Source organism: Fluviicola taffensis DSM 16823 (genome assembly GCF_943372375.1).
Taxonomy (GTDB): domain Bacteria; phylum Bacteroidota; class Bacteroidia; order Flavobacteriales_D; family Crocinitomicaceae; genus Fluviicola; species Fluviicola taffensis_A.
The window spans coordinates 19,793-33,332 of sequence record NZ_CALRYJ010000018.1; the positions used below are offsets into that span (position 1 = coordinate 19,793).

Here is a 13,540-nt window from a genome sequence, read left to right on the forward strand (position 1 = left end):
AAAAGAGTTGAAAGATAACTTCTCACATAACTCGAGCAACTACGCACAATTTCGCCCGACTTATCCGAAAGAGGTCTTTGCGTTTTTGAAAACCATTCTGACGGGAAGAGAACGCGTTTGGGATTGTGCAACAGGAACCGGACAGGTTGCCGAAAACTTGGTCGATCTGTTTGATGAAATAGAAGCGACCGATTTGAGTGAAAATCAATTGAAAAATGCGGTTTCTCATTCCAAAATCCGGTATTCGCAGCAAATTGCAGAAGAAACTAATTTCCCGGATCATTATTTTGATTGCATCACTGTGGGGCAGGCCATCCACTGGTTCGACTTTGAAAGATTCTATCAAGAAGTAAAACGTGTGTTGAAACCGGACGGCTTGTTGGTCGTTTTGGGTTACGGAAATATTCAGGTTGGGAAAGAAGAAATTCAATCCGTGATTACCAGATTGTATTCCGGAATTCTAACTGGTTATTGGGATCCCGAACGTCATTTCATCGATGAAAACTACCAAACGATTCCTTTTCCGTTCGAGGGAATAGCGCATCCTGAATTTCAAATTAAAAACACTTGGAATCGGGAACAACTCTTGGGTTATTTGAACACGTGGTCGGCTGTGAAGCATTATAAAGACAAGCATCCAATCAATCCGATTGATCTGATTCTTCCGGAAATGCCGGCTTTTGAAGCAGTAGAGATTTCGTTCCCTGTCTTCATGCGAATCGGAAAAAATCAACCAATTTTGTCGAATGAGTGAGCTTAATCCGGACGATATTCCATTTTTGATCCTCTTGGTCTTTGCTTTTTTGCAGGTGATCTATTTCATGATTTACTATGGCAGATACAGTCGGCTGAATCAAAAGTTGGTGAAGATGGATCGACTCGAAAAATCCGGAATAATTGCTCAAAGCAGTATTGACCTTACCCGGACGAATACCAACCTCCGGATTCAAAGAATGAAACGGGTATGCTATTTACCCAACGCTATAATCCTGGTTGTTCATTGGATTTTTAACGGTGTTCACTTTGGAAAATCTTTTGAGACCAGTAATTTTTTGGAACCGGTTTACATCGGTTTGGCAGGAGCGTTTCTCATCCTGTTGGGGAATATCACCAAAGGCGCACAAATTTTTGATCCGAACAGGAGATTCTTTAATAGAGGTAGATTCTAAACAGCTAAAATAGGATGATTTCCTTTCGGAATAGGAGATGTCATCTGTTTCAGCAATTTTCAGCAGCGGAGAGAATCCCAATTCCACGACAGTAAGATTTTTACCTCCCTGCGAAAAACCTAACCCGTTCTTACAATTGATATGTTGAATAGAAAAGACCTTCGATTCTAGCAACCGATTCCGGAAAGTGCTTGACATTTGGGATCCTGATCCCGTCTTTTCGTGAATCGGTCTAGAATGGAAGGTTGCTTGAACGCTGGAATTGGGACGAAGGCATTTTTGCTTACTTTTTTTGCCTTGGAAAAAAGTAAGGATTCTTCATTTCGACCCGCGTTTTTTCATTTTGAAAAATTTTCACATTTTTTTTCATTTTGAATAAATAGGCTCAATTACTTGCTATAGAAGAGTTTGAGCTTATTTTGGCATTCATGGCACATCCATTGCCTTTGGTTAAGCGAACCAAAAAAATTGGAAATCATGGAAAAGATGAAATTAAAAAACTTGTTTGCAATCGGGACGATGGTAACAGGATTATTGGCAGCAACGCCTTCTTTTGCTGGGAATACAGAAGGTTCAATTGAAGGTAACAGATACCAAAACCGTAAAGAATACAAAGACATGAAAGCTTCCATGTCACGCATTGAAAAGGATCGGGAACGCATTGCTTTTCACAAAGCGGAATTCAAAAAAAATAAAGAAGCAGGTTTGGTGATTGAATCACACATGAGTAAAAAAGAACTCCGAAAAGCGCAAGCCGATCTGAAAAGGGATAAAAAATACTTGCGTATTGACAAATGTGATTTACAAGCCGATCAGGCAACAGCGGTACATCAAGCGAATTTAGAGCGAAAAGCAGCCAAAAAAGAATTGCGTTTAGCTAAAAAGGAATTACGTAAAGATGTCCGTCAAGAAAACACTGCTGATTTGAAAACAGATGCGGCTTTGGTAGAGACTTTAACACTTAAGAAAGAGTTGAAATCAAAACAAGCAGAGGCATTAAAGGATGATGTATATGCATTCTTCATTTACCTCGACGAAGAAATTGATGAAGTTGTTTAATAGTAGCAGATTAAACACATAAATCGGGGCTGTAAGATAGGGACAGCCCCTTTTTTATTTCTTTTTTTCTCGTTCTCACACTCAAACTCATCCTGTTTCAAAAGTTGCTTGAGTGTAGCTGAAACTTATTGAACCCTTTAAACCTTTTGAACTTTTTCTATTTCTTCCGTTTCAAAGTAAACGGCTCCACATGAACGATATCGCTTTTGTAATAACCGTCAATTTTACTATCGTCAATCGTTACAACATAAGATTCTGTGGTTTCACCGGTTTCTTCATCCGTATCTGTATTGGTGGTTACTTGCGAAAAGAACGGTTTCAACTGGTCAGCAGTCACTCCTTCTTTTGCATTCATGGAATGAAGTTCCAGATCCTTCCCTTTTTTGATCACCTTGAAGACATTCAATACAGGTGCTTTCCCCATACATAAATAGTAATCCTTCCCCAATTTGTTAACAGAGATCGAATCGTTGATTTTCATGTGAGAATCTCCTTCGCCACTGTTCATGATCAGCTCATCTGATTTGATAACAACTGTGGTTTTCATCTCTGTTCCTTCCATCATTCCCTGGAAACTTTCAGGATAAATCAATTCATAGTTTCCCACCATCGATTTTGGAAAAACTTTTTCCGCTTTTCCGGGAGCATTTGTGGAAGTGATAATGGTACAGGAATTTAGAAAAATCAAGAACCCCGTGATGTATAACGCTATTTTCATCAGATACTATTTTTGTGAAAGGTACATATTAAATTAGTTGAAACCGTGAAAATCAAAAACCGTGCCCTGGAAAATAAGGCTTATTTAACTCTGTATGTAAACACTAGAAAGAGTTATCAATTATGAATTATCAAGAAGGATTTCGCTCTTGATAATTCATAATTAGTTTTTGATAATTAAAAAAAAACTCCGACCCGCATAACGAATCAGAGTTCTTAATATTTTCCTGATATCTTTATTATCCTACTAATGCTTGGTATCCCGCAGCATCCAATAAACCATCCATTTCGCTTGGATTCGTCAATTTCACTTTGATCATCCAACCAGCTCCATAAGGATCTTTGTTCACAGCTTCAGGATTTGATTCCAAACCTGAGTTAAACTCAATGATTTCTCCAGAAACGGGCATGAACAAGTCAGAAACTGTTTTAACCGCTTCAACCGAACCGAAAACTTCTTCCTGATCCATTGTTTCGCCTACTGTTTCAATCTCAACATAAACAATATCACCTAATTCACCTTGAGCGAAATCAGTAATACCGATTGTTGCAACATCACCTTCAACACTTACCCACTCGTGGTCTTTTGTGTATTTTAAATTTGCTGGAATATTCATCTTGTTATTCTTTTAAAGTCGTTTTCTCGGTGCAAATGTAATTTTTTTCCGCTAGGAAGCCTCACTAGTTGACCTCTTTTTAAATAAGCTTTTTGAAATATTTAACCGCAAAGAGTGAAAGACCGCGAAGGAGTTTATTATTCAGATCTTTGCATGCTTTGTTTCTCTGCGTTTATATCGTTGAGTTACGAGAAAACTTTTCAATTTTTCACTTCTCATTTTTTGAATTTTCCATTTTGAATTTTGAATTAACTTTGCATCATGGTAAACAGTGACCAACTCAAAGAAATTAATCAACGCATTACTGCGATTGCAAACTATTTGAAAATTCCGGAAAAGGAAATGCAATTGCGTGAAAGTGAATTGAAGACGCAGGACCCGGGGTTTTGGGACGATCCGAAAAAGGCAGAAACACAAATGAAAGAAATTCGTGGACTGAAATTTTGGATCGAATCGTATACGCGTTTAAAATCTCAAGCCGATGATCTGGAAGTATTAATCGAGTTTGTGAAGGAAGGTGCCGCTGAAGAGTCGGAATGCGACGATGCATACCAGTCTTTGCTTGCGACGATAGAAGAAGTGGAATTGAAAAACATGCTTTCCGGAGAGGAAGATGCCCTGAGTGCTGTGATCCAGATTACTGCAGGTGCCGGTGGTACGGAAGCATGTGACTGGGCTGGAATATTGATGCGCATGTATCTGATGTGGGCTGAAAAAAGCAAGTACAAAGTAAAAGAGCTCAACTTTCAGGAAGGTGATGTGGCTGGAATTAAAACCGTAACGCTTGAGATCGAAGGTGAATTTGCTTTCGGATATTTGAAAGGTGAAAATGGGATCCATCGTTTGGTTCGTGTGAGCCCGTATAATTCTCAAGGAAAACGCATGACTTCCTTCGCTTCAGTTTATGTTTATCCTTCTGTGGATGATACGATTGAAATCTATGTCAATCCGGCGGATATCTCATTTGAAACCTTCCGTTCAGGTGGTGCAGGTGGACAAAACGTAAATAAGGTGGAAACCGCGGTTCGTTTACGACATGCTCCTTCAGGAATTATCATTGAGAACTCCGAATCCCGTTCACAATTGGCTAACAAGGAAAAAGCGATGCAGTTATTGCGTTCCCAGTTATATGAAATTGAATTGCGTAAACGCGCTGAATCAAGAGAGCAGATTGAAGCAGGAAAGAAAAAGATTGAGTGGGGATCGCAAATCAGAAGTTATGTACTGGACGACAGACGAGTGAAAGATCACCGGACAGATTATACGGTAAATGACCCGGATAAAGTATTGGATGGGGATTTATTGCCTTTCCTGAAGTCTTATCTGATGATGTACGGTAGTTAACAAAGACTTAAGACAAAAGATTAAAGACAGAAGACTTGAATCGTTTGTCTGATAAAAATCGAGTCTTAAGTCTATTGTCTAAAATCTGATGTCTTTAAAAAAATGAAAACAATCATATACCACAATACCCGTTGCTCAAAAAGTAGGGAAGGCCTTTGCGTTCTGGAAGAGATGGGTGCTGATATCGAAATCAGGGATTATCTGATGGTTCCTCCTACTTATGAGGAATTGGACAATCTGTTGAACTTGTTGAAAGCGAAACCTCTTGACATCATTCGTCAGAAGGAACCCATTTTTCTTGAAAAGTATTTGGGGAAGAAACGTACCCGAAAACAGTGGATCCAATCCATGATGAAATACCCGATCCTCATCGAACGACCAATTGTGGTGAGGGGAAATCAAGCGATAGTAGGCAGACCTCCGTCTTTAATCAAAGATTTACTTGCTTAAAAATAAAAATAACCGCGAAGAAGCAAAGAGCGCAAAGAAGAACAGTATCTTGCCTCTGCGATCTTAGCGTCCTTAGCGGTGAAAAATAACTCCGTATTTCTATTCTTTGATTACAATTTCTTTAAACGTTCCTGCTTGAGTAGCTACTTGAACGATGTAAACTCCTTTCGGTAATTCGGATAGATTGATCCAGGCAGCATTGTTTTCAATCGAATAATTCACCGAAACCGATTGACCAAGGGAATTAACCAATTTCAGCGTTTCAATAGCAGAAGCACTTTCTATTTTTGTGATTGATGAAGCCGGATTTGGAGCGATGTGAAGTTTCATTTTTTCCAATTCATGGATGCCTAATGCGGAATTGGTATACTGAATCGAATCACAAGAAATACAACCGCCATTGGGTGTGTTCGTCAGGATGCAGCAGAAGAATTTGTTAGAAGAATTGGAAGCTCCCGGCGTATAAGTAACAAGCGTTCCCGGTCCCATGTAGGGCGATGATTGACCTTGACCGGTTCCATCTGTCCACATAATCATTTGATTCATAATCATAAATGGTGGCATAGATGAATTCAAGGTAATAGAAACCTGGTTTGGTCCTACAATGGATGAATTAAATGCCGAATAACAAGGAAAAGGGACTTGGACCATTGCTGTGTCGGAAGAGCAGGATGTACAGCCAAGCATATCCGATACACACAATTGATAAATCACACATCCATAATTATTTTGAAGAGTTGCAGCATCTATTGTAACACTGTCACCACCTGGGCTGGTAGTATATGGGACAGGAATTCCATTCCCGTCAGTTACGGTCCAGGAATAGACAAATGGAGCTGATCCGGTTGCATTGACTGCATTCAAGACGTAATCATAAGTGCTTAATAAACTGTCGTTTACCTGTACGCTGCATTGTGCATGCGAAAAGGAGAAGCCTCCCAAAGTAAGGGCAATGCTGAGTAGTAATTTTTTCATGTTTAGTGTTTTGTATATGGAGAAGACGTCTAATATTCGTCTCAGTTGCTTAGGAATTGAAAACGGATTTAAAAAGAGTTTAGCAGGAATCTTTTTCGTTATCTTTAAGAGAATCAAAATGGTGCAATTATGGAACAACGGAATTTCGAAACGGTTACTGAAGCAGTGAATGATTTGAAAAAACGCGGATATACATCGGATTTATCGATGGAGGCGGATAAGGATTATCTTTTCTGTAACTCTACTGCAACACAATTGTCCCCGGAGGATTTCACAATCGATGAGGTGTACCGTTTTGAAGGAATGACTGATCCGGGAGATGAAATGATTGTTTATGCGATCTCTTCCAGTGAGAAAAACATCAAAGGAATCGTTGTCAACGCTTTCGGAATTTATTCGAGTTATAGAGCCTCGAAATTGGTGGAGTACCTCACCAAACATCGCGATTAGTGATTCGCATGTCAAACTCGTTCGGACGGATATAACTGCCTAAAAAGAGAGCCTGGAAGTACTTCTCCATAAGACTTCTCTGAAAAGGAATGCAATTTTTAATTTTTTACCAGTCACATCCCAATCTTTACTCTAAATTTGCACCGAATTATTTCAGGAATAATTTAGTTGGTTTTGTAGAACTTTTAAGAAAGATTTCCGTAGGAGGAGTGCAACGTGTAGCGAATGAGAACAAAATACATTGACCTTATCGATCAGACATTTGATTTCCCACAAGATGAGTTTCACTTGAGAGAAGATCGTTTGATGTTCCATGGTATTGATTTGATGCGATTAATTGAAGAATATGGCACGCCATTGAAATTCAACTACTTGCCTCAGATATCGCACAATATCCAACGAGCCAAAGGCTGGTTTCGAGAAGCAATGAACAACTTGGGTTATTCGGGAAACTATTATTATTCTTACTGTACAAAAAGCTCCCACTTCTCCTTTGTTCTGGATGAGGTTCTGAAGAACGACGTGCATATTGAAACGTCTTCCGCATTTGATATCGATATCGTAAAGAATGTCCTGAACGCAGGAAAACTGAAAGAAGGAAGTTATGTGATTTGCAATGGATTCAAACCTCCGAAGTATATTCAGAACATCGCAGACCTGATTGAGGATAAGCGCTTGAACATCATTCCGGTGGTGGATAATACGGCAGAAATTCACGATTTGATCGCCGCCACAGGAGAAAATGAATTGAAGATCGGAATTCGGATTGCTTCGGAAGAGGAACCGAAATTCGAGTTCTACACCTCCCGTTTAGGGATTCGGTACCGTGAAATTGTTCCGTTCTACAAAGCGTTCATTCAGGATAATCCGCGTGTGCAGATCAAGATGCTTCACTTTTTCATCAATACAGGAATCAATGATACTTCGTATTACTGGAATGAGTTGACAAAGTGTCTGCGTATCTATTCAGATTTGAAAAAGGTTTGTCCTACATTGGATTCGTTGAATATTGGTGGAGGTTTCCCAATCAAGAAGTCTCTGGCTTTTGATTTTGATTATGCTTACATGGTTCGCGAGATCCTGATGCAGGTGAAACGCGTTTGTGCGGATAATGACATCCCGGAGCCAAATATCTACACCGAATTCGGATCATTCACAGTAGGTGAAAGTGGAGGAGCAATCTTCAATGTATTGCATCAGAAACAACAAAATGACCGGGAAAAGTGGAACATGATCGACAGTTCTTTCATGACCAATCTTCCGGACACCTGGGCCATTAACCAACGATTCATCATGCTGGCAATCAATCGGTGGAATGATGATTATGAACGGGTACTTCTTGGCGGATTGACCTGTGATTCGGATGACTATTACAATTCGGAACAACATTCAAATGCGATCTATCTTCCAAAGTTTGATAAGAATAAACCACTCTATATTGGATTCTTTAATACGGGTGCTTATCAGGAAACTATCGGTGGATACGGTGGGCTGAAACATTGCTTGATTCCGGAGCCGAAACATGTACTTATTCAACGAGATGAACACGGAAAAATCGTGTCGGAGCTGTTCTCTGAGGAACAAACTGCAGATGATTTCATGCGGATTCTAGGCTATCGCCCATAAAAGTGCTAAATCGAATTAGTTATTTAGTTCTAGGTTTTTAGTTGAAATTGTTGTATTTTTCATGCTTGATATGGGTTGCAGTTAATTATTTCAGAATCAATTGCTTTCCTGACTATTGAATTGCTAATTCGAACAAAAAGCGGAATTAATTCATTTTTAAACAGAGTTTACTGAAAGTTTACAGTATTTTTGCACTCTCTTTTAAGAAACGTAAACGAAAAATAACAAACAAGGTAAGAATGACGACACATATTCAGACCATTTACACCGAAGACAAAACACCTTTTGCTGAAACCGTGAATTCTTGGTTGGTAGCATTAGGCTTTCATGTTTTGCCATTTCAGGAAAATGATGAATTGACGGAAAAAATTGATGCTGTTGTTATTTTCCACGATAATCACAACTTCGATAAACGAACTGCTGAATTGCGCGATTTGTTTGAAGTTCATCAAGCTCCGATCCATAAAATCGATCTAAGTGGAACGATGAACGTTGCCTTATCTCATTTGTCTTTGTTTTTCGACCGCACAAAATGTAAAGATGTTTTGTTCATCGGTAGTGAAGGAATCAAGGATCATCCGAAGATGGATATCTTCAAGGAGAAGTGGAATTTGTAAGACATGTTTTTGAAATTCAAAATAATTTAAAAGGACGACATTTGTTGTCCTTTTCTGTTTCCACTAAAAATGTCCTCCCCCTTTTGTCCCCCTCCAAAGGGGGAAACCAGATTTCCCCAAAACAAAGCACAATTGTCTCTTTTTGTTTAATTGAACTAGATAAGCATATATTGTATTGAAAGCATTTTCAAACTCCCCCTTTGGAGGGGGATTAAGGGGGAGGATAAATTTGATTGTGATAAATTGAAACTTTTTAACTTTTGCATTTTCAATTTACTTCACATAATCCTGTTTCAACACCAATACATACTGATCGCCATCCAGTTTCGAATATCCTTGTTCATAACAGAAATAATAGGTATTTCCCTTTTGGGTTTGGTACGTGTTCGTATAGTAATGAAAATTGAACCCTTCTTCAGCTAAAGTAATTGCATCGACCGTCCGTTTTCCTGTCGGATTCAAAGTCGCTAAAATCCGTCGGTTCTTCCTCAAAATATTGTTGATACGTCGAACATATTTAGTAGCATCTTCGTTCAATCGGTTATTATAAGTATTTCTGCAGTAGTCGGAACAGAATTTCTGATCCTTTCGACCACTCAATTTCTGTCCGCATTCCAGGCATTTTCTCTCTAGCATCTTATTCAGTGATTTCATCTATTGAAGTAGAAAAATAGTCGATTTAGACAAAAGGTGTTTAATATTTTAAAAAAAAATTGATTGCTAATACATTATGGGATATGTTTGTGTTCAAAACACTACCGTTTATGAAGAAAATTTACTTTTTGCTGTTTTTGATCTGTCCTTTTCTGAGCTTTGGTCAAACAAAAGAAATCACATTTGCCGAGCTTACCGTTGGTAGCGGGATGTATTTTGGTGCTGTCATGACGCCGACAGATATTACAGTTACTGTTCAAGGACCTTCGGATCGCTTTTTGGCATTCGGATTCGGAACGGGAATGGCTACAGGAAATGATGCAATTATCTGGTCGACATTGGGAACCGGAGCTGCACCTCTTCAATTACGAGATCACCGAATGATTGGGCAAGGTAATGAACCTACTGTTGATGCACAACAGGATTGGACGGTTGTTTCCAATAACGTTTCTGGTGGAAACAGAACCATTGTGGCATCAAGGGCTTTAAGTACTGGAGATGCGAATGATGTGACATTTAATTTTGCAGCAACGACTCAAAACTTATTTTGGGCGAAAGGACCCAGCGCAACCAATCAATTACAATATCATGGGGCAAGTAACCGTGCCAGTGGAATTGTTCGCACTTGGATTGTTCCGGATGTCACTCCACCGACCATTTCAAATACCACTCCTGCAGATAATGTAATTGGAGCCAGTGTTACAACAAACCTGACGATTAACTTTTCCGAGAACATCTCTTGGGGAACCGGATCATTGACTCTGTATGATGGAAATGATAATGTCATTCAAACTGTTTCCAGTGGAAACCCGAATGTGACGATTACCGGAAGTAGTTTTTTCTATAATCCACCGAGCAATTTAATTCTGAATACGCCTTATTACGTTAAAATTGATGCAACGGCATTTAAGGATGCGGCAAATAACTTTTTTGTTGGAATTGCGGATAATGTCACCTGGAATTTCAATACCAATGACGTCACTGCACCTGTCTTGACTGTTGCGCCATTTGTTCCTGCAGATAATGCAGTTGGTGTTGCCCTTACGACACCGCTTTCTATTACATTCAATGAAGCAGTTCAGGCTGGAACGGGAGTCATTCAATTGTATTCCGGATCAGGAACACTAGTTGAATCATATGATGTGCTAACTAGTCCGCTCATTTCTTTTGCTGGTTCAACCGTTACTATAAATCCAACAGATCTGGTATTGAATACCAACTATTATGTGAATATCCAATCCGGAGCGGTTAAGGACTTATCCAATAATAACTATGCAGGATTTACAAATAATACAACCTGGAATTTCAATACGAATGATATAACTGCACCACTGGCTGTTGCACCGTTCTCTCCTACTGATGAGGCTGTGAATGTTCCCACTACCGGAAATTTCAGTATTTCGTTTACGGAAGACGTACAAATTGCATCAACGGGAGCGATTGAAGTTTATACTTCCACAGGAACTTTGGTGGAATCATTTGGCTCAGGATCCGCCCAACTATCCGTAAGCGGTGCAACCGTGAATTTTTCCACTACCAATCCACTTGCTGAAAATACCGCGTACTACGTAAACATTACATCCGGATTTATAGAAGATCTGAGCGGAAATGATTTTGCGGGGATCACGACGAATACTTTATGGAATTTCACCGTTGGGGATTTCACTGCACCGACCATTGCGAGTTTAAATCCTGCTGATAATACTGCTAACGTGATGCTAGATGTAAACCCTGCAATTACCTTTAGTGAACCAATTGCACTGGGCACCGGAAGTTTCTTTTTGGTAAATGAACTTGCAGGAACCTCAGAAGAATTCAGTAGTTCGCTTGGAAATGCATTAATCAGTGGAAATACGGTAACTCTTAACCTGGCTCTTGCTCTTCAAATGGCTGGGCACTATCATGTTTTAATTGACAACAATGCAGTGGAAGATTTGGCTGGAAATGCATTTGCAGGAATTTCGGATACAACCGCTTGGTCGTTTACAGCAGTTTTGGAAACAGGACTCCAGGAATTATCCTTTGACAACTATTCCTGGAACGGAAAAGAATTGGTCATTAAAGCGGCTTATTCTGAAGGCGAAATAGTAGATGTTAGCGGAAGATTGATCCGACGCATAAATTCAAAGAAGACAATTCTGGACAATCTTCCTACGGGAATCTACACGGTTCGAATTCAACAAAATAATGCATCATCATTCTTTAGGATCTATGTGGATTAAGACCCGACTTTTTCTGGTGTGTTTACTATTTGCGGGATTTTCAGCTCATTCTCAAGATGTTTTTGAATCTGCACGGACAGGAAATATCAAGCAGTTAAAGAAACTGATCTCACTGAATAAGGACACTATTCAGAAAGTGAATTCAATGGGTTTTGATCCCTTGATGATTGCTTGTTACCGCGGTCAAACCAAATGTGCAGTATTTTTGATCGAACATGGAGCAGATGTCAATCGTCCGTCAGCTGAGGGAAGTGCTTTACAAGCAGCTTGCTATCAAAATAATACAGACCTAGCGAGATTGTTGATCGCCAAAGGAGCACAATTGAATATTCAGGGACCTGATGGCAATACAGCATTGATGTATGCGGTTTTGAATCAAAATGAAAAGTTGGTTGACGCACTAAGAAAAGCAGGAGCAGATCTGGAACTGAAAAACAAGGATGGACAAACGGCCTATTCACTTGCGATGACTCAGAGTAATTCCGAAATTCAAAAACTGGTTCAATTGCCTAGATAACAGCATGTGAAGCCCGTGATTAACAAGTGACTTAACATAAATTAACAGCATTTGCAACCCCCAAAGAACATTCTTTCACATATTTGCGACCTTAGGCTTAAACTATGATGGACATACCTAATTTATCTCCTTCGGAGCAGCTGCAGGTAATTGCAGGTGAAATTAAAACAGAAGGATTAAAATACGATTTATTGCGTCGTGAAATTGGAAAAGTAATTGTTGGACAAGAGAACATGGTTCGAAGTCTATTGATTGCATTGCTTGCAGATGGACACGTTTTATTGGAAGGTGTTCCGGGATTAGCAAAAACTCTGGCGATCCGAACACTTTCAAGTGCCGTTTCCGGACAGTTTTCAAGAATTCAGTTCACTCCCGATTTACTTCCGGCGGATGTTACAGGAACCTTGATTTATCAGCAAAAATCAGAACAATTTGCGGTCAAGAAAGGTCCGATTTTCGCCAATTTCGTATTGGCAGATGAGATTAACCGCGCACCGGCAAAAGTTCAGGCAGCTTTATTGGAAGCGATGCAGGAACGCCAGGTTACAATAGGTGATTCGACCTATGAATTACCCAAACCATTTTTAGTACTGGCAACTCAAAATCCGATTGAACAGGAAGGAACTTATCCTTTGCCGGAAGCACAGGTGGACCGGTTCATGCTAAAAGTATTTATGGGTTACCCATCCAAGCAAGAAGAACAATTGATATTGCGTTCCAATGTGAGACCGGAAGGACTTGAAAAAATTTCGCACGTCATGCATCCGGACGATCTGATAAAAGGAAAACACTTGGCGCGTTCCATTTACCTGGATGAGAAAGTGGAGCGTTATATCGTTGATATAGTTGATGCAACTAGGAATCCTGCCACTGCGGGAATTTCAGAAATTTCAAAGTACTTGTCTTATGGAGCATCACCAAGAGCATCCATTAATTTGGCTTTGGCTGCAAAAGCAAATGCTTTCCTGGAACAACGTGGTTTCGTCATTCCGGATGATGTGAGAACTGTTGCTATGGATGTACTTCGTCACCGCGTCGGTTTAAACTACGAAGCGGAAGCTGACGGAGTGAAGCCCGAACAGATCATCGAACGTTTATTACAGCGAGTAGAAGTTCCCTAATC

15 protein-coding genes are annotated in these 13,540 nt (G+C 39.7%); 11 read left to right on the forward strand and 4 right to left on the reverse strand.

All coding sequences use genetic code 11. The features are described 5' to 3' along the window. The first annotated feature begins 7 nt into the window (after nucleotides 1–7). From AAG807_RS18460 to AAG807_RS18470, 3 genes are all read left to right on the forward strand, one after another. Nucleotides 8–754 (forward strand): class I SAM-dependent methyltransferase, encoded by a 747-nt coding sequence (locus AAG807_RS18460; protein ID WP_341907234.1) that lies wholly within the window; start codon nucleotides 8–10, stop codon nucleotides 752–754. Then, nucleotides 747–1,169 (forward strand): hypothetical protein, encoded by a 423-nt coding sequence (locus AAG807_RS18465; RefSeq protein ID WP_341907236.1) that lies wholly within the window; start codon nucleotides 747–749, stop codon nucleotides 1,167–1,169. The genes AAG807_RS18460 and AAG807_RS18465 overlap by 8 nt, the downstream gene beginning before the upstream one ends. A gap of 477 nt (nucleotides 1,170–1,646) precedes the next feature. Next, on the forward strand, nucleotides 1,647–2,228 hold the full coding sequence (locus tag AAG807_RS18470; RefSeq protein ID WP_341907239.1) for a hypothetical protein: 582 nt from the start codon (nucleotides 1,647–1,649) through the stop codon (nucleotides 2,226–2,228). 157 nt (nucleotides 2,229–2,385) lie between these two features. Here the strand turns inward: AAG807_RS18470 and AAG807_RS18475 are convergent, their stop codons facing one another. Next, entirely contained in the window at nucleotides 2,386–2,946 is a 561-nt protein-coding gene (locus AAG807_RS18475) for a hypothetical protein (RefSeq protein WP_341907242.1), read from the reverse strand. Nucleotides 2,947–3,184: 238 nt separating this feature from the next. Further along, nucleotides 3,185–3,562 carry a glycine cleavage system protein GcvH gene (gene gcvH, locus AAG807_RS18480; RefSeq protein ID WP_341907245.1) on the reverse strand — a complete coding sequence of 126 codons (378 nt, stop codon included), beginning with the start codon at nucleotides 3,560–3,562 and terminating at the stop codon, nucleotides 3,185–3,187. Nucleotides 3,563–3,823: 261 nt separating this feature from the next. Here gcvH and prfB point away from each other — a divergent pair, with 261 nt between their 5' ends. Both prfB and AAG807_RS18490 read left to right on the forward strand, forming a co-directional pair. Then, nucleotides 3,824–4,906, forward strand: coding sequence for a peptide chain release factor 2 (gene prfB, locus AAG807_RS18485; protein ID WP_341907249.1), 1,083 nt, complete (start codon nucleotides 3,824–3,826; stop codon nucleotides 4,904–4,906). A 102-nt stretch (nucleotides 4,907–5,008) separates the two neighbouring features. After that, nucleotides 5,009–5,356, forward strand: coding sequence for an ArsC/Spx/MgsR family protein (locus tag AAG807_RS18490; protein WP_341907252.1), 348 nt, complete (start codon nucleotides 5,009–5,011; stop codon nucleotides 5,354–5,356). Nucleotides 5,357–5,455: 99 nt separating this feature from the next. Here the strand turns inward: AAG807_RS18490 and AAG807_RS18495 are convergent, their stop codons facing one another. Then, nucleotides 5,456–6,331, reverse strand: a complete 876-nt coding sequence (locus AAG807_RS18495; RefSeq protein ID WP_341907254.1) for a T9SS type A sorting domain-containing protein — start codon at nucleotides 6,329–6,331, stop codon at nucleotides 5,456–5,458. Between the two features lie 129 nt (nucleotides 6,332–6,460). Here AAG807_RS18495 and AAG807_RS18500 point away from each other — a divergent pair, with 129 nt between their 5' ends. From AAG807_RS18500 to AAG807_RS18510, 3 genes are all read left to right on the forward strand, one after another. Beyond that, on the forward strand, nucleotides 6,461–6,781 hold the full coding sequence (locus AAG807_RS18500) for a phosphoribosylpyrophosphate synthetase (RefSeq protein ID WP_341907257.1): 321 nt from the start codon (nucleotides 6,461–6,463) through the stop codon (nucleotides 6,779–6,781). A gap of 225 nt (nucleotides 6,782–7,006) precedes the next feature. Further along, the gene (locus AAG807_RS18505) at nucleotides 7,007–8,407 is read left to right on the forward strand and encodes an arginine decarboxylase (protein ID WP_341907260.1); all 1,401 of its coding nucleotides are present in this window, start codon (nucleotides 7,007–7,009) and stop codon (nucleotides 8,405–8,407) included. A gap of 239 nt (nucleotides 8,408–8,646) precedes the next feature. Further along, nucleotides 8,647–9,024, forward strand: coding sequence for a hypothetical protein (locus tag AAG807_RS18510; RefSeq protein ID WP_341907261.1), 378 nt, complete (start codon nucleotides 8,647–8,649; stop codon nucleotides 9,022–9,024). Nucleotides 9,025–9,297: 273 nt separating this feature from the next. Here AAG807_RS18510 and AAG807_RS18515 read toward each other — a convergent pair whose 3' ends face one another. Further along, nucleotides 9,298–9,660, reverse strand: coding sequence for a hypothetical protein (locus tag AAG807_RS18515; protein WP_341907265.1), 363 nt, complete (start codon nucleotides 9,658–9,660; stop codon nucleotides 9,298–9,300). A gap of 128 nt (nucleotides 9,661–9,788) precedes the next feature. Here AAG807_RS18515 and AAG807_RS18520 point away from each other — a divergent pair, with 128 nt between their 5' ends. The 3 genes from AAG807_RS18520 (at nucleotide 9,789) to AAG807_RS18530 (ending at nucleotide 13,538) form a co-directional block, all read left to right on the forward strand. After that, the gene (locus AAG807_RS18520) at nucleotides 9,789–11,900 is read left to right on the forward strand and encodes an Ig-like domain-containing protein (protein ID WP_341907268.1); all 2,112 of its coding nucleotides are present in this window, start codon (nucleotides 9,789–9,791) and stop codon (nucleotides 11,898–11,900) included. Nucleotides 11,901–11,916: 16 nt separating this feature from the next. Further along, a complete protein-coding gene (locus AAG807_RS18525; RefSeq protein WP_341907271.1) occupies nucleotides 11,917–12,417 on the forward strand; it encodes an ankyrin repeat domain-containing protein in 501 nt (166 codons plus the stop codon). A gap of 104 nt (nucleotides 12,418–12,521) precedes the next feature. Continuing rightward, nucleotides 12,522–13,538, forward strand: coding sequence for an AAA family ATPase (locus AAG807_RS18530; protein ID WP_341907274.1), 1,017 nt, complete (start codon nucleotides 12,522–12,524; stop codon nucleotides 13,536–13,538). Nucleotides 13,539–13,540 lie beyond the last annotated feature (2 nt).